Origin of the sequence: Blastomonas aquatica, from assembly GCF_014639875.1 — a bacterium.
Lineage (GTDB): Bacteria > Pseudomonadota > Alphaproteobacteria > Sphingomonadales > Sphingomonadaceae > Blastomonas > Blastomonas aquatica.
Map to the genome: position 1 here is coordinate 754,150 of NZ_BMGD01000002.1, position 23,976 is coordinate 778,125.

At 62.4% G+C, this 23,976-nt stretch carries 24 protein-coding genes; 19 read left to right on the forward strand and 5 right to left on the reverse strand.

Features of this window, described 5'->3' with window-relative positions; translation table 11 throughout:
- Window positions 1-74: 74 nt before the first annotated feature.
- The 5 genes from IEW00_RS07690 (at window position 75) to IEW00_RS07710 (ending at window position 4,172) form a co-directional block, all read left to right on the forward strand.
- Window positions 75-1,541 carry a leucyl aminopeptidase gene (locus IEW00_RS07690; RefSeq protein ID WP_188513770.1) on the forward strand — a complete coding sequence of 489 codons (1,467 nt, stop codon included), beginning with the start codon at window positions 75-77 and terminating at the stop codon, window positions 1,539-1,541.
- Between the two features lie 152 nt (window positions 1,542-1,693).
- On the forward strand, window positions 1,694-2,164 hold the full coding sequence (locus tag IEW00_RS07695) for a DNA polymerase III subunit chi (RefSeq protein ID WP_188513771.1): 471 nt from the start codon (window positions 1,694-1,696) through the stop codon (window positions 2,162-2,164).
- Window positions 2,165-2,196: 32 nt separating this feature from the next.
- Window positions 2,197-2,688, forward strand: coding sequence for a hypothetical protein (locus IEW00_RS07700; protein WP_188513772.1), 492 nt, complete (start codon window positions 2,197-2,199; stop codon window positions 2,686-2,688).
- A gap of 123 nt (window positions 2,689-2,811) precedes the next feature.
- Window positions 2,812-3,234: a nucleoside-diphosphate kinase gene (ndk, locus tag IEW00_RS07705; RefSeq protein ID WP_017671330.1), complete on the forward strand. Its 423-nt coding sequence runs from the start codon at window positions 2,812-2,814 to the stop codon at window positions 3,232-3,234.
- A 71-nt stretch (window positions 3,235-3,305) separates the two neighbouring features.
- Window positions 3,306-4,172, forward strand: coding sequence for an ATP-grasp fold amidoligase family protein (locus tag IEW00_RS07710; protein ID WP_188513773.1), 867 nt, complete (start codon window positions 3,306-3,308; stop codon window positions 4,170-4,172).
- Between the two features lie 8 nt (window positions 4,173-4,180).
- Here IEW00_RS07710 and purN read toward each other — a convergent pair whose 3' ends face one another.
- Window positions 4,181-5,146: a phosphoribosylglycinamide formyltransferase gene (gene purN / locus IEW00_RS07715; RefSeq protein ID WP_188513774.1), complete on the reverse strand. Its 966-nt coding sequence runs from the start codon at window positions 5,144-5,146 to the stop codon at window positions 4,181-4,183.
- Window positions 5,136-6,251 (reverse strand): phosphoribosylformylglycinamidine cyclo-ligase, encoded by a 1,116-nt coding sequence (purM, locus tag IEW00_RS07720; RefSeq protein WP_188513775.1) that lies wholly within the window; start codon window positions 6,249-6,251, stop codon window positions 5,136-5,138. The genes purN and purM overlap by 11 nt, the downstream gene beginning before the upstream one ends.
- Window positions 6,252-6,381: 130 nt before the next feature.
- Here purM and IEW00_RS07725 point away from each other — a divergent pair, with 130 nt between their 5' ends.
- From IEW00_RS07725 to IEW00_RS07750, 6 genes are all read left to right on the forward strand, one after another.
- Window positions 6,382-7,650 carry a heavy-metal-associated domain-containing protein gene (locus tag IEW00_RS07725; RefSeq protein ID WP_229736876.1) on the forward strand — a complete coding sequence of 423 codons (1,269 nt, stop codon included), beginning with the start codon at window positions 6,382-6,384 and terminating at the stop codon, window positions 7,648-7,650.
- A 7-nt stretch (window positions 7,651-7,657) separates the two neighbouring features.
- Window positions 7,658-8,284 carry a P-loop NTPase family protein gene (locus IEW00_RS07730; RefSeq protein ID WP_188513776.1) on the forward strand — a complete coding sequence of 209 codons (627 nt, stop codon included), beginning with the start codon at window positions 7,658-7,660 and terminating at the stop codon, window positions 8,282-8,284.
- A complete protein-coding gene (locus tag IEW00_RS07735) occupies window positions 8,259-10,427 on the forward strand; it encodes an RNA degradosome polyphosphate kinase (protein WP_188513777.1) in 2,169 nt (722 codons plus the stop codon). Before IEW00_RS07730 ends, IEW00_RS07735 begins: the two co-directional genes overlap by 26 nt.
- An 11-nt stretch (window positions 10,428-10,438) precedes the next feature.
- Window positions 10,439-11,932 carry a Ppx/GppA family phosphatase gene (locus IEW00_RS07740; RefSeq protein WP_188513778.1) on the forward strand — a complete coding sequence of 498 codons (1,494 nt, stop codon included), beginning with the start codon at window positions 10,439-10,441 and terminating at the stop codon, window positions 11,930-11,932.
- A gap of 71 nt (window positions 11,933-12,003) precedes the next feature.
- Complete coding sequence (gene epsC / locus IEW00_RS07745) at window positions 12,004-12,723, forward strand: serine O-acetyltransferase EpsC (protein WP_188513779.1); 720 nt, start codon at window positions 12,004-12,006, stop codon at window positions 12,721-12,723.
- Window positions 12,724-12,774: 51 nt separating this feature from the next.
- Window positions 12,775-13,101: a DUF2794 domain-containing protein gene (locus IEW00_RS07750; RefSeq protein ID WP_268235798.1), complete on the forward strand. Its 327-nt coding sequence runs from the start codon at window positions 12,775-12,777 to the stop codon at window positions 13,099-13,101.
- A 22-nt stretch (window positions 13,102-13,123) separates the two neighbouring features.
- Here IEW00_RS07750 and IEW00_RS07755 read toward each other — a convergent pair whose 3' ends face one another.
- Complete coding sequence (locus IEW00_RS07755) at window positions 13,124-14,449, reverse strand: MFS transporter (protein WP_188513781.1); 1,326 nt, start codon at window positions 14,447-14,449, stop codon at window positions 13,124-13,126.
- A 162-nt stretch (window positions 14,450-14,611) separates the two neighbouring features.
- Here IEW00_RS07755 and pgsA point away from each other — a divergent pair, with 162 nt between their 5' ends.
- A complete protein-coding gene (pgsA, locus tag IEW00_RS07760) occupies window positions 14,612-15,163 on the forward strand; it encodes a CDP-diacylglycerol--glycerol-3-phosphate 3-phosphatidyltransferase (RefSeq protein ID WP_188513782.1) in 552 nt (183 codons plus the stop codon).
- A gap of 91 nt (window positions 15,164-15,254) precedes the next feature.
- On the opposite strand, the gene IEW00_RS07765 is transcribed toward pgsA, so the two are convergent.
- Both IEW00_RS07765 and rnd read right to left on the reverse strand, forming a co-directional pair.
- A complete protein-coding gene (locus IEW00_RS07765; RefSeq protein WP_188513783.1) occupies window positions 15,255-16,175 on the reverse strand; it encodes a hydrogen peroxide-inducible genes activator in 921 nt (306 codons plus the stop codon).
- The gene (gene rnd / locus IEW00_RS07770; RefSeq protein WP_188513784.1) at window positions 16,172-17,407 is read right to left on the reverse strand and encodes a ribonuclease D; all 1,236 of its coding nucleotides are present in this window, start codon (window positions 17,405-17,407) and stop codon (window positions 16,172-16,174) included. Before rnd ends, IEW00_RS07765 begins: the two co-directional genes overlap by 4 nt.
- A gap of 205 nt (window positions 17,408-17,612) precedes the next feature.
- Here rnd and IEW00_RS07775 point away from each other — a divergent pair, with 205 nt between their 5' ends.
- The 7 genes from IEW00_RS07775 (at window position 17,613) to IEW00_RS07805 (ending at window position 23,975) form a co-directional block, all read left to right on the forward strand.
- A complete protein-coding gene (locus IEW00_RS07775; protein ID WP_188513785.1) occupies window positions 17,613-17,888 on the forward strand; it encodes a hypothetical protein in 276 nt (91 codons plus the stop codon).
- The gene (locus IEW00_RS07780) at window positions 17,888-19,396 is read left to right on the forward strand and encodes an FAD-binding protein (RefSeq protein WP_188513786.1); all 1,509 of its coding nucleotides are present in this window, start codon (window positions 17,888-17,890) and stop codon (window positions 19,394-19,396) included. Before IEW00_RS07775 ends, IEW00_RS07780 begins: the two co-directional genes overlap by 1 nt.
- A 137-nt stretch (window positions 19,397-19,533) precedes the next feature.
- Window positions 19,534-21,312 carry an aspartate--tRNA ligase gene (gene aspS, locus IEW00_RS07785; protein ID WP_188513787.1) on the forward strand — a complete coding sequence of 593 codons (1,779 nt, stop codon included), beginning with the start codon at window positions 19,534-19,536 and terminating at the stop codon, window positions 21,310-21,312.
- A 50-nt stretch (window positions 21,313-21,362) separates the two neighbouring features.
- The gene (locus IEW00_RS07790) at window positions 21,363-21,713 is read left to right on the forward strand and encodes a ribbon-helix-helix domain-containing protein (protein ID WP_229736877.1); all 351 of its coding nucleotides are present in this window, start codon (window positions 21,363-21,365) and stop codon (window positions 21,711-21,713) included.
- A gap of 15 nt (window positions 21,714-21,728) precedes the next feature.
- Window positions 21,729-22,109 (forward strand): type II toxin-antitoxin system VapC family toxin, encoded by a 381-nt coding sequence (locus tag IEW00_RS07795; RefSeq protein WP_188513788.1) that lies wholly within the window; start codon window positions 21,729-21,731, stop codon window positions 22,107-22,109.
- A 139-nt stretch (window positions 22,110-22,248) separates the two neighbouring features.
- The gene (locus tag IEW00_RS07800; protein ID WP_188513789.1) at window positions 22,249-23,199 is read left to right on the forward strand and encodes a hypothetical protein; all 951 of its coding nucleotides are present in this window, start codon (window positions 22,249-22,251) and stop codon (window positions 23,197-23,199) included.
- Entirely contained in the window at window positions 23,196-23,975 is a 780-nt protein-coding gene (locus IEW00_RS07805) for a polyphosphate kinase 2 family protein (protein ID WP_188513790.1), read from the forward strand. Before IEW00_RS07800 ends, IEW00_RS07805 begins: the two co-directional genes overlap by 4 nt.
- Window position 23,976: the final 1 nt, after the last annotated feature.

The following is a 23,976-nucleotide window of genomic DNA, read 5'->3' on the forward strand; positions in this document are numbered from 1 at the left end:
AGTCCTCGCATACAGACAATATGGTGCATAATCGATTAACCAGGCAGCACCGCCTGCCGCTCGGGGATCCCTTGATGAATATTGTTTTTGACGCTTCTGCCGACACTTACGCCGTAATCGCCTATCCTGTGGCCAAGGATGAACTCGCCAATCTCGCGCTGCCGCTCGATGCGATCCAACTGGTTCGCGATGGCGCGAAGGCGGCGCGGTTCGAAGCGGGCGCAGGCGAAGTGTTCGACGTTTTCGTCAGCCAGGGCGGCAAGACGCTCCGCGTCGTCTTGGTCGGCACCGGTGCCGGAGCGCGCGCCGACATGGAGCGGGCAGGCGGCCAGCTGGTCGCCAAATACCAGCGCTCGGGCGTCGAATCGCTTGCGGTTGACATGACCAACGGCGCGATCGCCAGCAACCGCGATGCCGCTGCGCAGCTCCTGTTCGGTGCGGACCTGCGCGGTTGGTCGCACGATCAGTACCGCACCAAGTTGCCCGCCAAATCCAAGGTCACCTTGACCCAGATCGGTGTCATCGGCGGACCCAAGGGGTTGCAGGCAGGGTGGAGCGATCATGCCGCGGTTGCCGCAGGCGTGGCGCTGACCCGCGAGCTTGTGACCGAGCCTGCCAACATCATCTACCCTGAAAGCTTCGTCGAACGCTGCAAGCCGCTCGAGGCGATGGGGGTCGAGATCACCATCCTGGGCCAGCCCGAAATGGAAAAGCTGGGCATGGGCGCGCTTCTCGGCGTTTCGCAGGGTTCGGTGCGGCCACCCCGGATGATCGCCATGCGCTGGAACGGCACGGGTGATGCGCATTCAAAGCCGGTGGTGCTGGTCGGCAAGGGTGTGACCTTCGATACCGGCGGAATTTCCATCAAGCCTGCTGCGGGCATGGAAGACATGAAGTGGGACATGGGCGGCGCCGGTGCGGTCGCGGGCACGATGAAGGCGCTCGCCGGGCGCAAGGCCAAGGCGCACGTCATCGGCATCTGCGGGCTGGTCGAAAACATGCCAGATGGCAACGCACAGCGCCCGGGCGACGTTGTCACCAGCATGGCGGGGCAGACCATCGAGGTGATCAACACCGATGCCGAGGGTCGTTTGGTGCTCTGCGATGCGCTGCATTGGGCGCAGGAACAGTATGATCCCGAATACATCGTCGATCTGGCGACGCTGACTGGAGCTATCATCATTTCGCTGGCCGACCAGTATGGCGGGTTGTTCAGCAATGATGACGGTCTTGCAGAAAAGCTCGCCGCCGCTGGCAAGACTGCGGGCGACCCGTTGTGGCGCTTCCCGCTGAGCAAGGCATACGACAAGCTGATCGACAGCCCGATCGCCGATATCAAGAATGTCGGCCCGCGCGGCGGCGGATCAATCACTGCAGCGCAGTTCCTGCAGCGGTTCATCAAGCCTGGCGTGAAATGGGCTCACCTTGATATCGCGGGCATGGTCTGGGCCGACAAGCCCGGCCCGGTGTGGGACAAGGGCGCGACCGGATTTGGAGTTCGGCTGCTGAATCAGTGGATTGCAGACAACTTTGAAGGCTAGTTCTAGGAATATTTGACCGGGGGGTGATGTCGTACGGGCAGACCTCATCGTCACCCCCGCGCAAGCGGGGGTCCCGCTTACTTGACGACCAAAGCGCAAAAGCGGGAATCCCGCGTTCGCGGGACTGACGGAACAACCTTAGGGGGCACCGAATGCAGGTCGATTTCTATCACCTGACACGCGACCCAGTTGAACGGGTGCTGCCGGTTCTGGCCACCCGCACGCTAGGGCTGGGCGAGCGGATGCTGATCGTGTCGGCACACACCGGGCATCGCGCAACTCTTAGCCAAGCGCTGTGGACACACACGCCCGAGAGCTTTCTGGCGCATGGCGATCTGGATGCACCCAATCCGCAGGTCCAGCCGCTGCTGCTGGCCGACAGGGTCGAGCCCGCGAACGGCGCCGGCTTCATTGCGCTCGCCGATGGCATCTGGCGTGACGAGGCTTTGAGCTTTGCGCGCATATTCCTGCTGTTCAGTGATACGACGATTGCCGACGCGCGAAAGGCCTGGGTGGCTTTGGGCGCCCGCGAAGGTCTTGCCCGGCATTACTGGAAGCAGGACGGCGGCAAATGGGTTGAACAGACGCCCGGCAAGCGGCAGGATGCCGACGGGCCGCAGTGATTGGTTTTGCCATGCCAATGGGGGAACACCGAATGAAGCGCAATTTCCTGATCATCACGACTGCAAGTCTGGTGCTGGCTGCCTGTGGCGGCGAAAAGACCGTCTACAGCGATACCGAAGGCAACGAGGTCAGGGTCACGCGCGAAGGCGATGGCGATGCGTCCGAAATCGAGATTACCAGCGCGGACGGCAAGGCGACTATCAATGTTAATGGCGCTGGCGCGGATGCCAAGCTGCCACTGGGTCTCGCGGTCTATCCCGGTGCCAAGGTGGTCTCGACGATGATGACCAATTCGGATGGCAAATCGGGCGGCATGGTGGTGATGGAAAGCAGCGCTGATCGCGACACCGTCGTTGCCTGGTATCGCAAGGCGGTCGAGGCCAAGGGCTTCAAGATCGAAAGCGAGATCACCACGCAGGACATGCGCGCGATTGCAGGCACCAAGGATGGCGGATCGTTCAGCCTGCAGGTCGCGCCAGCCGACAGCGGATCGTCGATCACGCTGATCGCTGGCGAAGGCTGAAAAAACCGGGCCATCCTCGCCTGATTCGGTTTTTCTTGCAGCGCACAAACGGTCCGTCTAGGGGCGGCGACGAAACGCGCCGTCCGTGCGCGTGCACATTGTCAAACCTCAGGAGCACTTTTCATGGCCGTTACCCGGACCTTTTCGATTATCAAGCCCGATGCAACCCGTCGCAACCTGACCGGCGCTGTCACCAAGATGCTGGAAGAGGCAGGCCTGCGCGTCGTTGCTTCCAAGCGCATCCACATGACCCGCGAACAGGCCGAAGGCTTCTATGCGGTGCACCGCGAGCGTCCCTTCTTCGGTGAACTGGTCGACTTCATGATCTCGGGTCCCGTCGTCGTTCAGGTTCTGGAAGGCGAAGACGCCATGCAGCGCAACCGCGACATCATGGGCGCGACCAACCCCGCCAATGCTGAGCCCGGTACTATCCGCAAGGAACTGGCCGAAAGCATCGAAGCCAACACCGTGCACGGTTCGGACAGCGACGAGAACGCGGCGATCGAAATCGCGTACTTCTTCAAGCCCGAAGAAATTGTCGGTTAATCGGCGCTGCGAGCGTGCCGGCGTTGCGCTGTGTTGTTGAAGACACAGCGCATCCGGCCCATGTCCGATCGATGGATCAGACCGCGCTCGCAGCATCGACGATTACCGATACGGGCGAGGGGGCATGCACTCTTCGGGGTGATCTCCTGGCCCGGCTCAGGATCGCACTGACCTATCTGTGGCGCCATCACCGGCTGCCACGGATAGGGCAGCCCGAGCGGTTCACCGAGTTCGTCCAGCACCGCAAGCTGTTCGACCGTGACCCCCGGATTGCGAGCTTTTCCGACAAGGTCATTGCCAAACAACTGGTCGCCGATCGCATTGGCGCCAATTGGATCACGCCGACTTTATGGCATGGCACGGTGCTGCCCGAGCAGTCCCCCTGGCCCAGGCCGTTCGTCGTCAAATCCCGCCACGGCTGCAATCAGCGCGCATTCGTTCGCGTGGATGACGACGACTGGGAAACAGTCCGAAAGCGCAGCGCAGGATGGATGGAGCATCCCTACGGCCTTTGGCTCGACGAGTGGCTGTACACCCAGATCCCGCGCGGTCTTCTGGTCGAGCCGTTCATTGGCACCAACGGCCAGCTTCCTCTTGATTACAAGCTGTATGTCTTCGGCGGCAAGGTGGCCTGCGCTCAAGTCCATCTTGAGCGTGAGACCCGGCATCGATGGATGCTGTTCGATCGCGACTGGAGGCGTTTGTCTGCAGCGAGCATCGACGCCGATCCGATTGCGCCGGCTTCTTTACAGCAGATGATCGAGGCCGCCGAGACGCTGGCGCAGGGCTTCGATTTCGTGCGTGTGGATTTCTACGAGATCGCTGGCCAGCCCCGGTTCGGCGAAATGACCTTTTATCCGGGCTCCGGTCTCGATCCGTTCGATCCACCTGCGCTCGATGCGATGCTGGGGAGGCTGTGGGCCGAAGCCCGGGCTTGATTCGCGCGTCAAAACTCCGCTGCGATGTCCATCATCTTGGTCAGCCTTTTGGGCGCGACGCTGCGCCAGCTCCGCGCCAGCCAGTCGGCGATATGGTCCCAGTCTGTGCGCCCGGTATCGAGCCGGATGCCGATCCAGCCCGAAGGCGCGTAGAATTTGGGTAGGTAATACAGCTCGGGCTCCTGATCGACCAACGTCGCCTGCTCGTCGGCACCGCTGGTCTTGACGAGCAGGGCAATGGCGTCCTCGCCGTGATGGTGGATCGAAACATAAGCGAAGTACTTGCCGGTCTTCTCGCCGCCGACCCGCCAGCCGGGTGCACCATGCGAGGGGCGGGCGTCGGTCTCGGGCAGCGCGAGCGCGAGTTCGCCGATCTTGGCGACGATCCAGTCGGGATCGGTCTCGCGCGCGACATACTCGCTCAGCGTGCGTGCATAGAGCTGATGCTCTGCGATCAGCACCCGCGATGCCAACGTATCGGGCGTGTCGCCGGGCTGGATCGCAACCGCGCACTGGCCCAGCACAGGGCCGTCGTCGAGCTCTGCCGTCACCAGATGCACGCTGCATCCGGCCTGCGCATCGCCCGCGTCGAGCGCACGCTGGTGGGTGTGCAGGCCCTTGTATTTAGGCAGCAGCGAGGGGTGAATGTTGAGCATGCGCCCCTCCCATCCACGTACGAAATCCGGGGTGAGAATGCGCATGTACCCCGCGAGCGCGACATGATCCGCTCCCGAAGCGCGGATCGCGGCATCCATCGCGGCGTCGTGCGCCTCACGGTCCATGCCCCTGTGGGCAAGTGCGAAGGTCGCAACGCCTTCTGCTGCTGCGAGTTTCAACCCGCCCGCATCGGGGTTGTTCGAGGCGACCAGCACGACCTCATAGGGGCAGGACGCTGCGCGCGAGGCATAGAGCAAGGCGGCCATGTTGGTGCCGCTTCCCGAGATCAGGATGGCGACGCGGGCTTTACCCCGCATGGGTGGCGCTCCACGCCGCCTTCGCGCTCCAGGTCTCGACCGATCCGCTAACCGTGCAGCCCTTGTCGCCTGCGTCGATGCGGCCGATGCGGTGGACGGTCTCGCCTGCGGCCTCGAGGTCGGCGGTCACCGACGCGACGTCGGCTTCATCCACCACCAGCACCATGCCGATTCCGCAGTTGAAGGTGCGCGCCATTTCCTCGGGCTCGATGCGCCCCTGCGCCTGCAGGAACGCCATCAGCCGGGGCTGGACCCAGGCATCGGCATCGACATGTGCATGTGCGCCATCGGGCAGCACACGCGGGATGTTTTCGAGCAGTCCGCCGCCGGTGATATGCGCCAGCGCCGCGATGCGGCCCGATTTGACCACGGGCAGCAGCGACGAGACGTAAATGCGTGTTGGCGCGATCAGCGCGTCGATCAGCAGCACATCCTGATCGAACAGCGCAGGCCGGTTCAGCTTCCAGCCTTTGTCCTCCGCCAGACGGCGGACGAGCGAATAGCCGTTGGAGTGCACACCCGACGATGCGAGGCCGAGCAGCACATCGCCCGGCTTGACCCGGTCGCCGGTCAGCACCTCATCGCGCTCGACCGCGCCGACGCAGAAGCCCGCCAGATCGTAATCGCCCGGCGCATACATCCCCGGCATCTCGGCGGTCTCGCCGCCGATCAGCGCGCAACCGGCCAGCTTGCAGCCATCGGCGATGCCTGCAACGACGCGCTCGGCGATGCCGGTGTCGAGCTTGCCGGTGGCGAAATAATCGAGGAAGAACAGCGGCTCTGCGCCCTGGACGATCAGGTCGTTGACGCACATCGCGACCAGATCGATGCCGATCGCATCGTGCCGGTCATGGTCGATGGCGAGCTTGACCTTGGTGCCCACGCCATCGTTCGCCGCAACCAGCAGCGGGTCTCGAAAGCCCGCCGCCTTCAGATCGAAGAAGCCCCCGAAGCCGCCGAGCTCGGCATTCGCGCCGGGTCGTGCCGTCGCCTTGGCGAGCGGGCCGATCGCTTTGACCAGTGCGTTGCCCGCCGCGATCGAAACCCCGGCCTGGGCATAGCTGTAGGAGTCGTGAGGGGGCGTACCGCCGGTCTTGTCAGTCATGGGCAGAGCGGTTAGCGACTTCTCGCTTGGATTTCCACGCCATTGTCGCCAAAAGGGCCGCCAAACGACCGCCAGCGATGATTGCGCCGGGGATCACCATTTTGCACGGTTGATTGAAGCTAAGGATATCTTGACCAACAGCCTGTCCCTGAGCCGCCCAGCGCCGAGACTATCGCGCGCGTGGATCGCCATTATCCTGCTGCCGCTGCTGCTGGCGCTGGGCGCGATTGTCTATGCGCAGATTGAGGGAGATCGCGGGATACCGCCGGTCGCCAGCGGCGGCGATTTCGAGGTCAGCGGCGTCAAGGTCGATGCATCGGGCAAGAATGCGCAAGAAGCGCGCTCGAACGCCTGGCGCGACGCACAGCGCAAGGGCTGGGAGAAGCTCTGGGCGCAAAGCAACCGCTCGGGTGCGGCCCCCAAGCTCAGCGATTCGGTGCTCGACGGCATCGTTTCGGCGATCGTTGTCGAATATGAGCAGATCGGCCCGCGGCGATACATCGCGACGCTGGGCGTTCTGTTCGATCGCGCTCGCGCCGGCGAACTGCTCGGCGTCAGCGGATCGGTGCTCCGTTCGGCACCGATGTTGGTTATCCCGGTGTATATCAGCGGGGGCTCGGCACAGACGTTCGAGAACCGCACCCCATGGCAGGCTGCATGGGCACGCTATCGTACGTCGGAGAGCATCGTCGATTACATCCGACCGCATGGATCGGGCGCAGATTCGCTGCTGGTCAACGCCGCGCAGTCGGGTCGTCGCAGCCGCACCTGGTGGCGACTGATCCTCGACCAGTTCGGCGCGGCAGACGTCGTCGTGCCCGTCGCGCATATCGAACGGCAATATCCCGGCGGGCCGATCATCGGGCGGTTCGCTGCCCGCTTTGGTCCCGACAGCCGTCTGCTGGGAACATTCACGCTGCGCGCGCGCAACAGCGACGGCCTGAACGCGATGCTCGACGAGGCGATCCAGCGGCTCGACCGGATTTACGCCGGTGCCGTCCGATCGGGCGATCTGCGCCCCGATTCTTCCCTGATCATCGAAAAGCCGGTGGTCATCGCCGATGAACTGCTCGATGAAAGTCTGGCCGAGGATGTCCCGGTAGAGACAGGCGGCATCACCAGCGGGCCGCAGATCATCTCGATCCAGTTCGAGACCCCCGATGTTGCCGCCGTTCAGGCGGGTGAGCGTCTCTTGCGGGGTATCCCAGGAATTCAGTCGGCCAGCACCGCGAGCCTGGCATTGGGCGGGACGTCAGTGATGCAGGTCAATTCAACTCTTGATATTGATGCGCTGCGCGGTGCCCTGGAAGCCCGCGGATGGCGGGTGCAGCAGGGCGCAGGCGTGCTGCGCATTTCACGCGCGCAGGCCCCGGCATCGCCTCCGGGCGGCGGGGGATAAGCCAGCCATGACGGGCCAGTTCGTACTGCCCTTTGCGGCAGCCGGACCGGATGGTGACAGCGATTTTCTGGTCACCGATTCGAACCGTGCAGCTATCGATCGATTGTTCGACTGGACCCGGCTGCCGTTCGGGGCTGCAGTGCTGGTCGGGCCAGCAGGATCGGGCAAGACCACCATCGGCCGCGCTTTCGTCACCGGATCGGGTGGCTGCTTCATCGACAATGCCGATGGCGAGAGTGACGAGGCGCTGTTTCACGCCTGGAACCGCGCGCAAATACAAGGCGCGCCGGTGCTGTTTGCCGCAGACTGCCCGCCACGCGACTGGGGCATCCGCCTGCCTGACCTGTTATCCCGGCTGGGAGCCTCGTTGCTGGTGGAGATTCCGCCACCGGATGAAGAGATGACGGCGCTGCTGCTGCAGAAGCTGCTGGCGCGGGCAGGGCTTGCCTTGCCCGATGCGCTGGCAGGCTATGCCGCGCTGAGAGTGGAGCGGTCTTACCCCGCAATTAGCTTGCTCGCGCGCAAGATTGACGAGATGGCGCTGGCAATGCAGCGCCCAATCGGCCAAAGACTGGTGCGCGACGCACTGGCGATATTGGCAGGAACAGATGGCGGCTCATCCGACACAGCATGATTTTACTGACTCGGTCGATTCGGCTGAATCAGCCCGCAGGTACTTCAACCGCGAATTGAGCTGGCTGGCGTTCAACGATCGCGTGCTGGAGGAGGCGTGCAATCCACGCCATCCGCTGCTTGAACGGCTGCGTTTCCTGTCGATCTCGGGCAACAACCTCGACGAGTTCTTCATGGTCCGGGTTGCCGGGCTGGTGGGACAGGTGTCCGAGCATGTCGAGGAGCGGTCGGCCGATGGTCGTACCCCGTTGCAGCAGCTCGCAGCGATCGAACGCGCGGTCGATCGGCTCAATGCAGAGCAGCAGCAGGTGTGGAGCGATCTGCGCGCCGAGCTTGCTCAAAATGGCGTGGTGGAAGCCAATGTCGAAGACATGGACAAGGACAGCCTCACCTGGCTGCGCGAGCATTTTGTTACCCAGATTTTCCCGGTCCTCACCCCGCAGGCGCTCGATCCGGCGCACCCTTTCCCGTTCATCCCCAACAAGGGTTTGAGCCTGATCTTCGATCTCAAGCGCAGGTCGGATGGCAAGACCGTGCGCGAGCTGGTGATGCTGCCTGCGACCATGCCTCGATTTGTGCGGCTTGCGGGCGACCGGGGCTGGTATGTCGCGCTCGAAAAAATGGTCGTGGCTTTCGCCGACAAGCTGTTCCCGGGCTATGATGTGCGAGGCTCTGGCCTGTTCCGCATCATCCGCGACAGCGATATCGAGGTAGAGGAAGAGGCCGAGGATCTCGTGCTCTATTTCCGCACCGCGTTGAAACGGCGGCGGCGCGGGCAGGTGATCCGGCTTGAAACATCGCGGCTGATGGACAGCGGGCTGGCGAAACTGCTCGACGACAATCTGTTGCAGGAGGGCGGCAACAAGTCGTCTGACGATGGCTTCCTGGGCATCGGCGATCTGGCGGCGCTGGTCGACGAAGACCGGCCGGACCTCAAGTTTCCGACCTATACACCCAGGTTTCCCGAGCGAATCCGGGAGCATAACGGCGATTGTTTTGCTGCGATCCGCAGCAAGGACATCGTCGTCCACCATCCCTATGAGAGCTTCGAGGTCGTGATCGCGTTCCTCAAGCAGGCAGCGCAGGACCCCGAGGTGGTGGCGATCAAGCAGACACTGTATCGTGCAGGCAAGCAGTCGGCGATCATCAACGCGCTGATCGCAGCCGCAGAGGCCGGCAAATCGGTGACCGCGGTGGTCGAACTGAAGGCACGATTCGACGAAGAGCAGAACCTGCTGTGGGCGAGTGCGCTCGAACGGGCAGGGGTGCAGGTGGTGTATGGCTTCATTGAATGGAAGACCCACGCCAAGATATCGATGGTGGTGCGGCGTGAGCCCGAGGGCTTCCGCACCTATTGCCATTTCGGCACAGGCAATTACCATCCGGTCACCGCGCGGATCTATACCGATCTCAGCTTCTTCACCGCCGATCCGCGTGCCAGCCGCGATGCAGCGCAGCTGTTCAATTATATCACCGGCTATGTCGAACCCGAGAAGCTCGAACTGCTGTCGATGTCGCCACGCGATATGCGCAATGATTTGATCGCGCTGATCGATCACGAGATGGCAGAGGCGCGCGCGGGACGAACCGGCGCGATCTGGGCCAAGATGAACTCGCTGGTCGATCCGGCGATGATCGAGAAGCTTTATGCTGCGAGCAGTGCGGGCGTGCAGATCGAGCTCGTCATCCGTGGCATCTGCTGCCTGCGCCCCGGCGTTCCAGGTATGTCGGACAACATCCGGGTCAAGTCCGTGGTCGGGCGTTTCCTCGAACACAGCCGCATCTGGGCGTTCGGCAACGGTGATGCGCTGCCCAACGACAAGGCCAAGGTGTTCATCAGCTCGGCCGACTGGATGCCACGCAACTTCGATCGCCGGGTGGAATATATGCTGCCGATCCAGAATCCGACGGTACACGATCAGGTGCTCGAACAGGTCATGGTCGCCAATCTGCTCGACAATGAACAAAGCTGGGAGCTTGAGGGTGATGGTCGGTACATCCGCATCAAGCCCTCCGAGAAGCCCTTCAACCTGCATCGATATTTCATGACCAACCCATCGTTGTCCGGACGCGGCACCGCGCTCAAGCACAGCGCCGACGTTCCAACGCTCAGCCTCCATCGCCGCACCCCACGCGAGGATTGACGGGGCACCCCATGGATTTTTTCGTTCGTAAGCAGAACCAGCCGGTGCATTTGTATCGCACGGCGATCATCGATATCGGCTCAAATTCGGTTCGTCTGGTCGTTTATTCGGGTCCCCGCCGCAATCCGGCGTTGATTTTCAACGAAAAGGTCATGGCGGGGCTGGGCCGGCTACTGGCGGAAACCGGGGCCATCGACGAGGCCGCAATGAAGCGCGCGATCCAGGCACTTGAACGCTTCCGGATCGTCGCGCGGGAAATGGACGTCGATGAGACGGTCTGCGTTGCAACGGCTGCGGTCCGTGATGCCAGCAATGGTGAGGAATTTACCCGCAAGGTCCGGGCTTTAGGGCTGGATATCATCATCCTGTCGGGGGACGATGAGGCCCGGATTTCGGGGCTCGGCGTCCTGTCGGCTATTCCGCAGGCAGATGGCATCGTCGGCGATCTGGGCGGGGGCAGTCTCGATCTGGCGCGGATCGGCAACGGAACGGTGCTGGAGACGGCAACGCTGCCCTTGGGCGTGCTGCGTGCGGCGGCCGTGCGGCAGGGCGACGCGATGACGCTGGCGGGCGCGTTCCGCCAGATGACTGCACCCTATCCTTGGCTGGGGGCGCATCCGGGCAAGCCGTTTTATCTGGTTGGGGGATCGTGGCGCGCCTTTGCCCGGCTGGACATGCATCTGACCGCCTATCCGCTGCGCGTGCTGAATGAATACCGGATCGATCTCTCGCGGCCCGAAGCCGTGTTGACGGGCTTTCGCGCGATGGAAAAGGATACCGTGCGCCGCGCCACCGGGCTTGCGCCTTCGCGCATCGAAACGCTGCCAGATGCCATTGCTCTGCTCCAGCTGATGCGCGAACACGTTCAGCCCAGTGAGTTTATCGTGTCGTCCTATGGCCTTCGTGAAGGCTTGCTTTATGCCCGGATGGATGACGACGTGCGGCAGCGTGATCCCCTGCTGGTCGCGGCAGACCGTTATGGCCAGCTTCAATCGCGCTTCGGCGAGGATTCGCAGCCGCTGTTTGACTGGATCTCGCGGGTGTTCCCCGATGATCCGCCACAGTGGCAACGCTGGCTCAAGGCCGCATGCCATCTGTCGGATGTCGCCTGGCAGGCCAGCCCCGATTTCCGCGCCGAACGTGGGCTGGAGATCGCACTGCACGGAAACTGGGTGGGGATTGACATCATCGGTCGCTCGATGATCGGGCAGGCGCTCTACACCAATTTTGGCGGGGGGCCGCGCCCGTTCCCGCTCAAAACGCACGTCGCCTCGCCCGAGATGCTCGACCGTGCGATCGGTTGGGGCCTTGCCATGCGGCTGGCGCAGCGGCTGGCCGCGGGAACGCACGATGTGCTCGAACGCAGCCAGCTCAATCAGGTTGGCGGGTCGCTTCAGCTCGTGCTCGATCCCACCGATGCGCCCCTGTATGGCGAAGTCGTCGAACGCCGCTTGCGCCGTCTGGCCCAGTTTTTGGGGCTTGAGGCCGCACTGAGCCTCGGCTGATTGCTCGGGGGTCTGGTAAACCTGCCCCCCATCCTCTATCTAGGCAGCTATCACTGGCGAAGGAACGGCGCATGTTCGGCGCATTGAGCGAATATCTGGATTCCATCCGCGCACGCGACCCAGCCCCCCGATCCCGGTGGGAGATTTTGCTGTATCCGGGCGTGCTGGCGCTGGGCCTGCACCGTGTGGCGCACTGGCTGTTCACCGGCGAACTGTTTTTTCTCGCGCGGCTGGTCAACCATATCGCGCGCTTTCTCACCGCAATCGATATCCATCCCGGCGCGCAGATTGGCCGTTTTCTGTTTGTCGATCACGGCTTTGTCGTGATCGGTGAGACAACGGTGATTGGCGATAATGTGACTATCTATCAGGGCGCAACGCTGGGTGGACGCAACCCCACCGATGGCGTGGGTGGTAAGCGCCATCCGACGATCGAGGACGATGTCATCGTTAGCCTGGGCGCTGCGATCCTGGGCCCACTGACGGTGGGCAAGGGCGCGCGCATCGGCGCGAACGCCGTTGTCACCCGTGATGTCGCTCCCGGATCGGTGATGGTCGGTATTCCGGCCCGGCCGACGCCGGTCGACGCGGCCGAAAAGCAGCGCGGGTTCGTGCAATATGGCACGCCGTGCAGCCAGACATTCGATCCTTCGACCCAGAAGCTCGAACTGCTGCAATGCGAGATCCTGCAGATGCAGGAGCGGATCCGGCAGCTGATGGAAGAGCGCGACGAGGCCCGCAAAGCGGTGCGAGGCGCTGGGCCAGACCGCGACACCGGAACCGCTGCCTGAGATGATCGGCGCCCTTGAGGCCGCAGCTTGAACGGCGGCGGCAACATTTCCGTGTTTCCGCTGCCAGGCGGGGCGCCGAACCAGACCGGTTTCGACCGGCAGGAACTCAACCGCATCCTCGATCTGTACGGCCGGATGGTCGCAGCGGGGCTGTGGCGCGATTACGCGATCGAACTGGGCCGCGAGGCCGCCATCTTCTCGTGCTTCCGCCGTGCTGCCGAACGCCCTGAATTCAGGATCGAAAAGCGCCCTGCGTTGCGCCGAAAACAGGGAATGTGGGCGCTGGTCGGTGAGGGCGGCGCGGTGCTCAAGCGCGGCCACGAACTATCGGGCGTGCTTGCTCCGTTGGAACGCAAGCTGGTGCGGGTGGTCGAGTAGACTGCAGCGAAAAAGGCGGCGATCAGGTTCCGAACTCGTGGTCACCATGTGGTTCGAGGCTGGCCTGGTGGAGCAGATGCCCCAGCCAGGCGGCGATCAGGCACATCGCCGCGCTCAGCAGCAACTGGTAGATCACATCGACCCCTGCAAGGCTCAGACCGATTGCGATCAGCGATCCGATCACCATGGCACCCGAATTGACGATGTTGTTGGCTGCGATCGTCCGGGCTGCCTCACTCTTGTGCACCGTGGTGGTGAGAAACGCATAAAGCGGCACCACGAACATCCCGCCTGCGACGGCGATGCCCAGCAGTGACAAGAGCAGCGGGATCGCCATCGGATGCTGGATGAACTCACCGACCGTGAACAGCGAACCTGCGGTATCGGGCACCCATTGGCGGCACACGAAGAAGAACGCGACCACGAACAGCCCCATCACGATTACCGAAACAGGCGAATAGCGCGCCGACACGGTTCCCTTGAGCAGCGCATTGATCGCGACTGACCCGATGGCCACGCCGACCGAGAACACAACGAGAAACAGGCTGGCGACTTCCTTGCTGGCGGTAAGCACGTTCTTGGCGAGCGGCGGGAACTGGATGAACAGCACCGCACCGATGGTCCAGAAAAAGCTGATCGCGATGATCGCGAGGAAGACCCGGCGCACCTTCATGGTCGCCTTGATCAGCGCGATTGACGCGCGGATAAAGTTGTAGTCAAGCTTGGTGCGCTCGGTCATCGGCGGGGCAGGGGGAACCTGACGCCCTGTCAGATACCCGATAACCGCAGTCACCACGACAGCAATGCCGGCAACTTCGACCGGGATCCAGCCCGCCAGGATGGTACCCAGCAAGATGGCGATATAGGTGCCGGCCTCCACCAGCCCGGTGCCGCCAAGCACTTCGTCGTCCTTGAGATGCTGGGGAAGGATGGCGTATTTGATCGGGCCGAAAAAGGTCGAGTGGATGCCCATCGCGAACAGCGCGACCATCATCAGCGGGATTGCAAGGCTGTGCACCGCAGTGCCTGCCCAGGCGAGATAAAGCCCGACACCCCCGACCAGCATGATGATGATTTCGCAAAATTTGACGATGCGGATGATCGACGCTTTGTCACGGGTATCGGCGAGCTGCCCGGCCAGTGCGGAAAGCAGGAAGAACGGCAGGATGAACACCGCCGTTGCGATCGCACTGAACCAGGTTTCTGCGGTCTCGTCGTTATAGACGCTATAGACGACGAACAGCACCATCGCGTTCTTGTAGAGATTGTCGTTGAACGCCCCGAGCAGTTGGGTGACGAACAGGGGGAGAAAGCGCCTCTTGTTCAAAAGCGCGCCTGCTGAAGCCATTCTGTCTATTCCTCTGCGATTTGCCCGCGATTTGTGCAGTGTCATCGCGCCGGGATGGGGTGGCAATGCAGCTGCAAATCATCGCGGCGGGTATCGGGATCGAAGCAGGACCGGTCAAGCCATTTCCATCCGGAACAAATGCCGTTAAGAGGCTCCCGACTTATGCTTACATTGCCCAACATATTGACGCTGTCGCGTATCGTCACTGTGCCGCTGCTGGCCGCCCTGCTGTGGTGGCCGGAATGGGCAACCGGCTATCTGCTGGGCTTTATCGTCTACAGCCTGATGGGAATCACCGATTATTTCGACGGCTATCTCGCGCGTGCTCAGGGTGCGGTCTCGAAGCTGGGAATCTTTCTCGATCCGATCGCAGACAAGATCATGGTCGCCGCGGTCATCCTTATCCTGTGCGCCAACAACGATATCGACGGGTTGCATGTTATCGCCGCGCTGGTCATCTTGCTGCGCGAGATCACGGTATCGGGTCTGCGCGAGTTTCTGGCCGGATTGCAGGTATCGATGCCGGTATCGCATCTCGCCAAATGGAAGACGACGCTCCAGCTGCTTTCGCTGGGTACCTTGATCTTCGCAGGTGCCTTTCCCGACCAACTGTGGATGCAGGATCTGGGTATCGCAGCTTTGTGGACAGCGGCGATCCTGACGTTGATCACCGGCTGGGACTATCTGCGGGTTGGCTTGAAGCATATGGATTGAGCTGACAGCTCGACCAGAATGTCATTCCCGCGTTCGCAGGGGTGATTCACGAATGCGAATCCCGGAAATGAACGCAGGCTTTGACGCGGCTTTACCCTGCGCATTTCCCTTCGGCATGGCCCCGTCGGAGGATCTCGGCCAGCATGCGGAATTCCTCAGCGCGCGGGCTGTTCTTGCGCCAGATGATGGCGATGTCGCGCGAGGCATGATCGGCGAGCAGCGGGCGCGCGACGATATCGGTGTTGGCAAGGATGCCTGCATCGATCGCGATTTGCGGCAGCAGCGTGAGCCCCAACCTGTTATCGACCATCTGCACCAGCGTGTGCAACGACGTGCCGAACATCATCGCGCTTGCTCGCAGTTCGGGACGGTTGCACGCGGCGAGCGCGTGATCCTTGAGACAGTGGCCGTCCTCGAGCAGCAGCAGCCGCGATTCGTCGATTAGTTCGGGTAGAACAAATTCGGGGGGATCGCGTGGATCGTCCTTGGGGAAGGCGACATACAGCGGATCAACGAACAACGTCTCATGCTCGACGTCGCCTGCCGGAAACGGCAGTGCCAGCAGCACGCAATCGACCTGGCCGTGGTGCAGCGACTCGACAGCAACGCTGCTGACCTCTTCGCGCAGGAACAATTTGAGCTCGGGCTGCTTACGCCGAAGGCCAGGCAACAGCCGGGGCAGAAGGAACGGCGCGATGGTCGGGATGACGCTCATCCGCAGATCGCCCGAAAGCGGCTTGCCCGACGAGCGCACCAGATCTGAAAGTTCCTCGGCCTCGCGCAGAATCCGGTGCGCCTTGGCAACGACCTTGTTGCCCAACGGGGTAAACCGCACGACACGCCGGGTGCGCTCGACAAGCACCACGCCCAAAAGTGTTTCGAGTTCGCGCAGACCTGCCGACAGGGTCGACTGGGTGACATAGCTGGCGTCTGCCGCCTTGCCGAAATGACCATGCTCTTCAAGCGCAACGAGATATTGCAGCTGTTTGAGCGTGGGCAGATACGAAGTCATGGCTGCTCCGTCAGCGCTTCGACCACGGACGCTTCGGCATCGCCATCGCCATCAGGCTCCACGATCAACTCGGTGCGGGTCATCTTGATGCGGCCGTCGGCAATCGCAAACGCCATCCGCCCCTCGACCAGCGCCAGCGCATCGCGGCCGAACTGCTCGAACCGCCAGCCTTCCAGGATCGGCAGGTTCTTGCGGACTCCGGCCGCCAATGCCTCGAGATCGTCGCTGCGCGCCAGCAGACGGGCGGCAACGTCGATCTCGCGCGAGCGGATCTTGAGCAGCAGCTTGAGCAGGTCAGCGACGAGCGCGCCTTCCTTTCCCAGCGCCGGGCCGCGCGGGCTCTTGGGGGGCATTTCGCTGGCGCTCAGTGGGCGCGCTGCAATCAGGGCGTCCATCATACGCGCGCCGATGTCGTTTTCGCGCCATGCAGCCGAAAGGCCGCGAACCTTGCCAAGCTCGGACTGGTGCGAGGGCGGGTGCGCGGCGATGTCAGCAAGCGTCTCGTCCTTCATGATGCGCCCGCGTGGCAGGTTCTTGTCCTGCGCCTCGGTCTCGCGCCACCAAGCCAATGCGCGCATCCGGCCCAAGATCTGCGCGCTGCGGCCCGGCGGGCGGATCCGCTGCCACAGAGTATCGGGATCGGGCTTATACTGGCGAGGATCGCCCAGTTTCTCCATCTCGATATCGAGCCACGCGCCCCGACCGGTGCGGCGCAATTTGTCGAGCATCTTGGGGAAAATCTTGGCCAGATGCGTCACATCGCCGATCGCGTAATCGATCTGCCGTGCCTCGAGCGGGCGGCGCGACCAATCAGTGAACCGCGCGCCTTTGTCGACTGTCAGCCCCAGCCAGCTTTCGACCAGATTGGCGTACCCGATCTGCTCGGCCTGGCCGAGCGCCATGGCTGCAATCTGGGTGTCAAACAATGGTACCGGGGTCTTGCCGGTCAGGTTGAAGATGATCTCGATGTCCTGGGGTCCGGCGTGGACGACTTTGAGAACGTCATGATTTTCGGTGAGAAGATCGAGCATCGGGGTCAGATCGATACCCGGAGCCTTGGGGTCGATCGCCGCAGCTTCTTCCAGATTGCCGATCTGGACCAGGCACAGTTCGGGCCAATAGGTGTTTTCGCGCATGAACTCGGTATCAACCGCGATGAAGTCGGACTTGGCGAGTCGCGCGCAGAAGCGGGCCAGGGAATCGGTGTCGGTAATTAATGGATGGATTTGCATGTTGAACCTATACAGCGTGCCGTGAATGTCGCAAACTGCGACCGGGTCCATAATGAATCGACGCGCTGATGGCTATCAGCGACGCTCGTTCGAACAATCATCCATCGATCGATCATGTAATGCGTGCCTGCTTCGGCGCGGGGGAAAAGTCATGTGGGTTTGTTACGGGGTCATCATTACTCTCAGTTTGGCGCTAATTGGTCAGATGCTCGCCGCAGGCGGCGATGCCTTTCTGGTGCTCGACAATTCACGGCCTGTCGGTGGTGACCGGGAAGTGCTGACGATATTTGCGTGGGGGTTTGCCACCCGCGCCGGGCGCAGCGCGTGCATCCACGATCCGGCTGGACGCGGCATCAACGACATGCGGTTTTCGATGAGTTTCGGCCAGATCCTGCTGTCGGTGGTGACCTTCGGCATCGTTCGGCGGGTGAACATCGATTACCGGATGTTTGCCGGTAACAGCCCCGTGGAGCGCGGGTGATGCCGGCACCTCTGCGCCATGGCGCGCGACGCTGGACCAATTATCACGGCACGGCGTCTGCCAATCTTGCTGACCTTGTCGAACTGATCAACAGCACCGCCGATGGTGCTCGGGCAGCGCTGCGCGAGGTGGCAGGCGATGTGCTGGCACTGATGCAGCAGGCGCGCGAGGTGGGAATTCAGATTCGCCCATTGGGCTCGGGCTGGTCGCCATCTCCGATCTGCATCGTCGACCACGGTTGGCTGATCGAAACCCGCCGGGTCAACCGATGCTTCCAGCTGGTGGCGGGCGATGTTGCGCCCGGGATCGATGTCTCCACTCTGATGCTGGTGCAGGCAGGCGCGACGATCGACGAGGTCAACGACAGTGCTGAAGAGCTTGGCCTGTCGCTGACGACAGGCGGGGCCAGTAACGGCCAGACACTAGCGGGGGCGGCGGCCACCGGAACGCATGGCAGCGTGCTGACTGCAGGCGGCATCCAGGATCACATCCGCGCGCTGCAGGTGGTGACGCCATCGGGAATCTTCTGGGTCGAGCCCAGCCAGGCGGTAATGGCGCCAGATTTTGTTGCAGATACCGGGAGCATCATCCTGCGCGACGACGATGTGTTTGCCGCATGCCTTGTCGCGGTAGGCGCGATGGGGTTCGTCACGGCTTTGGTGATCGAATGCGAGCCAATCTATATGGTGCGCAACATCCAGAAGCGCGCGCGATTGACCCGGGGGCACATCACCCAATTGGCTCGGGGCGGCTTTCGCGACTTCTCACGCGAGATGGCGCTCGATGAAGACCCTTATTTCGTTCAGGTTATCCTCAACCCGTTCGATCCGTTCGACAAGGATGCGTTGTTGCGGATGCTATATCGCCGCGCGTTCGACCCTTCGATCCCGCCGCCGCCGCGCCCATTGGCTGGCGCCGGCTATGATGCGCTGACGCTGATCGGCAAGGCGATGGCGGGGTTCGATCTGTTTCGCGCCGACATATTGCAGCTGGCAATGCGCGCGGGCTATGCGGTGCAGCGCGATATCGATGATCCTGAGGCAGTGGCGACCTGGGGCCATACGACCGAGCCGCACAACCCCATTGCAAATCTGTTCAACGGATCGGTGACCCTGGCCAGGGACGATCTCGACCGCGCGTTCGATCCGATGATCGAGGCGTTCATCAGTGGGGGCGGGGGCACGGTAGTGACGCTGCGGTTCATGAAACGCGCTGCCGGGCTGCTCGCGCCCGCACGCTTTGCGGACAATGTCGTGATCGATTTCGATGGACCGCGCAGCGATGTCAGCCATCGCAGCTATCGCGCGGTGATCACGCGGCTTGATGCGATGGGGATCCGGTTCACCCGTCATTGGGGCAAGACCAACGATCTGGATGCTGCCCGGGTGGCGCAGGATTATGGCGACGAATATCAACGTTTCCGCGCCGCACAACGCCGATTAATGCCCGATCCCGGCGATCTGGCGGTGTTCGGCAGTGACTGCCTGGTGCATTTGGGATTGATCTGATTTGCAACGCGCCGGGCCACAGAGGTGCACAAAGCTTGACAAAATGGCGGTGGCGCGGTGTTAGCCGCACCATCGACTTGCCCTGCAGACCGCGGGGTCACGGCGCTTGTTTTCACGATCAGGATTGATGGTTTCCCATGCACGCATATCGTACCCACAGTTGCACCGCGCTCCGCGCATCCGATGTCGGCGAGCAGGTTCGCCTGTCGGGCTGGGTCCATCGCAAGCGTGATCATGGCAATCTGCTTTTCATCGACCTGCGCGACCATTACGGCCTGACCCAGATCGTCACTGATTCCGACAGCCCGGCTTTTGCCGCGCTCGAACGGCTGCGCGTCGAAAGCGTCGTCACGGTGACCGGTACGGTGGTTGCCCGCTCGGCTGAAACCGTGAACACCAACCTGCCCACTGGCGAGATCGAGGTGCGCGCAGGCGAAGTTGTGGTTCAATCGGCTGCCGACGAACTGCCGATGCCGGTGGCGGGCGAGCAGGAATATCCCGAGGATATCCGCCTGCGCTACCGCTTCCTGGATCTGCGCCGCGAACGGCTGCACCGCAACATCATGCTGCGTTCGCAGGTCATCGCCTCGTTGCGCAAGCGGATGGTCGATCAGGGCTTCACCGAATTCCAGACTCCGATCCTGACCGCATCTTCGCCCGAAGGCGCGCGCGATTATCTCGTTCCCAGCCGCGTGCACCCCGGCAAGTTCTATGCGCTGCCGCAGGCGCCGCAGATGTTCAAGCAGCTGCTGATGGTCGCAGGCTTTGATCGCTATTTTCAGATCGCGCCGTGCTTCCGCGACGAAGACGCGCGCGCCGATCGCAGCCCGGGCGAATTCTACCAGCTCGACCTCGAGATGAGCTTCGTGACGCAGGACGATGTGTTCGCCGCGCTCGAGCCTGTGCTCGGCGGCGTGTTCAAGGAGTTCGCCAACGGCAAGGCCGTCACCGAAGGCGCGTTTCCGCGCATTCCTTACCGCGAGTCGATGTTGAAGTACGGATCGGACAAGCCCGATCTGCGCAACCCGCTGGTGATCAGCGATGTCACCGATCATTTCATTGGATCGGGCTTTGGCCTGTTCGACAAGATCGTGGGTTCAGGCGGCAAGGTCCGTGCGATCCCCGCCCCCGGCGCGGGCGCGATCAGCCGCAAGTTCTTTGACGATATGAACGACTGGGCACGCAGCGAGGGCCATGCGGGCCTGGGTTACATCAACATCCGCGACGGCGTCCCTGGCGGCCCGATCGCCAAGAACCATGGCGAGGAAGGCACCGCCAAGCTGATCGCCGAACTCGGCCTTGGCCCGAATGACGGCGTGTTCTTCGCGGCGGGCAAGGAGCTTCAGGCGGCCAAGCTCGCAGGCGCGGCGCGCACCCGGGTGGGTGAGCAGCTGAACCTGATCGAACAAGGCGTGTTCAAGTTCTGCTGGATCGTCGATTTCCCGATGTTCGAATATGACGAGGACGCCAAGAAGATCGATTTCAGCCACAACCCGTTCTCGATGCCGCAGGGCGAGATGGAAGCGCTGGAGACGATGGACCCGCTCGACATCCTCGCCTGGCAGTACGACATCGTCTGCAACGGTGTTGAGCTGTCCTCGGGCGCGATCCGGAACCATCGCCCGGATATCATGTACAAGGCATTCGAAATCGCCGGCTACACCAAGGAAGACGTCGAGAAGAACTTCTCAGGCATGATCAATGCGTTCAAGTTCGGCGCACCGCCGCACGGAGGGTCGGCTCCCGGGGTCGATCGCATGGTGATGCTGCTTGCTGATGAACCCAACATCCGCGAGGTCGTGCTATTCCCGATGAACCAGAAGGCCGAGGACCTGATGATGGGCGCGCCGTCGCCGGTCAGCCTCAAGCAGCTGCGCGAACTCAACATCAGGGTAGCCGAGCCGCCCAAGGGCTGATCGCCGGGCGTTGCTTGAGACGGCTGTGAAACTGTGATACTGCGGCGGTCATGAAAAATGTGACCATCGCACTGGATGACGAGACCCATCGGCTGGCGCGGATCCGTGCCGCCGAACTGGGCACGTCGCTATCGGCCATGGTCAAGGCGTATCTGCAGGGTGTCGCGGCAGGTGATGCGCCTGCCGGGCCGCCGCCAGCCGGAGTCCGCGAGATGCCCCAGACGTTCATGCCCGCGCCGTCGCTCCCGCCGGCAAGCGATTTCGTGCCGCTGAAAAAGCCCCGGCAGCCAGGTGCGCTCCGGGGAAAAATCCGGATGTCGGAGGATTTCGATGAGACCCCGCAATGGCTGATCGATGCCATGGAGGGCAAGGATGACGGCGAGCTTTGGCCGGCCAAGTAGGCAGGTGCCACGTTCATGCGGCTGATACTCGATACCCGCGTGCTGCTGTGGTGGTTGCAGGACAGCGCCCGGCTGGGACCGCGCGCGAGAGCGCTTATCGCGGATTCGGATAATCAGGTGCTGGTCAGCATCGCCACTCCCTGGGAGATTTCGGTGAAGCATCGCATTGGCAAGATGGACGACAGCGGCGCTGCAGTGATGGATGCCTTGCTCGACCAGGGTATGGCTGTGGTCGATCTTGCGCCAGCGCATTTGAGGGTGCTTGAAGCCATGCCGCTCCACCACCGCGATCCGTTCGATCACCTGATCATAGCTCAGGCGCTTTGTGATCGAGCCGCCGTTATTACCGACGATGCGATGTTTCCTGAATACGGCGTTCGCTGCATCCCCGCCTGATACACCTGGCAGTGATCATCCGCACACCATTGGGCCATGACTCGGACCAGAAACATGTTACATTTCAGCAGATTCGGATGGAGATCTGCTGAGGCGATCTGTGGGGGCTGCGAACGTGAATAACCTAAGGGCAAAGGCGGTGGAGACAGCGCGCGCGGTTGCTGCGGCACTCGCAATGGTGGCGGGCCTCAGTGCGGTTCCTGCATCTGCCGAAACGCTGACCATCGAGGGCCTTTACCCGGCGCGCACGCGCGCAGCGGCCGATGTCGAATCTCTGGTTGTCGAACGCTTCGGCGGGCGCGACGGGCGCGCGCTGTCTTTCGCGCTTGAGGGGATGCTCGCGGAACTATCGGTTTATGGTCAGCCTTATTTTCGCGTGGTTGCCGAACGATCGACCGCGCCGGCCGATGCGGTGCTGTCAGGAATTGCGGATGCGGTGGTCGAAAGCCAGAGTATCGAGGAGACGCGCAAGGAGTGCGTTGAAGAGGACGGCAATGGTAAGTGCCTGCGCAAGGAGGACGTCAAGATCAAGTGCCAACGCCGGACTGTGACGCTCAACCCCTCGGTACGCATGGCACGGATCGATGACGGTGCGATTGTCTACCAGCGACAGATCTACCAGCGCGATCAGATCGTGATCTGTCCTGACCGGAATGCCAGTCGCAGCGTCCCCGATACGGTCGATGCCTTGATCGGCAATGTGGTTGCAGAGGTCAGGCTCGACATTGCGCCTGTCTATCGCACCGAATCCATCCGCGTGCTCGAGGTGCGCAAGGGGCTTGACAAGGACCAATCCAATCGGTTCCGGGAAGCGCTCAAGGCCACCGATCGCAATCCGCAGGGTGCGTGCGACATCTGGCAGGCGCTCGATGGCGAGGTGCCTGGACAAAGCTCTATTGTCTTCAACCTGGCGCTGTGCGCAGAACAGCGCGGCGAGCTTGACGATGCGCTGGTGCGTTATCGCCAGGCTCAGACGCTGCTGCCGCGCGAGCGCGGCATCAATGCTGCGTTCGATCGTATCAATGCGCGCCAAGCGGCAGAAGCCGATTACGCCGAGCGCGAAACAAGGGTATCTGAGGACCGCCGATGAGTATCCAGCTATCCGATTTCGAAAAAGGCGCGTCCCTCGATGGCGATTATGCCGATACGCTGAAATCTTTGCAGGTGCGGCTCTCGCACGCACATGCACGGCACATCGTCCATGGTCGCCGCGCGATCATCGTCCTGGAAGGCTGGGATGCTGCGGGTAAGGGCGGGGTCATCAAGCGCATGACCGCCGAATGGGACCCGCGCTACTTCCATGTTTGGCCGATTAGCGCGCCCACGCCCTACGAGAAGGACCGGCATTTCCTGTGGCGGTTCTGGCAGAAACTGCCTGGCAGCCGTGAAGTATGCGTGTTCGACAGGTCTTGGTATGGCCGGGTACTGGTCGAGCGGGTCGAGGGCTTCGCCAGCGAGCGCGAATGGAAGCGCGGTTATGACGAGATCAACGAGTTCGAGGCGCAGCAGGTCGATGGCGGGACAACGATCATAAAGCTGTTCCTCCATGTCACCCAGGCGACGCAGGACAAACGGCTGGCCGACCGGCTTTCGGTGCCTGAAAAACGCTGGAAGGTAACGGCAGAGGATTTTCGCAATCGGGGCAAGCGGGATGATTATCTCGCCGCGATCCATGCGATGTTCAAGCAGACCGATACACGCTGGGCGCCCTGGGCGGTGTTTGACGCCAACAACAAGAAAGCCGCACGCATCGCGGCTCTGACGTATCTGGCCGATCGGCTCGATGCTACCGTGCCCAAGGACCTGCCGGACGCCGACCCAGCGTTGGTGGCGATGGCGCGGGATGCATTTGGCTACAAAGGCTGAA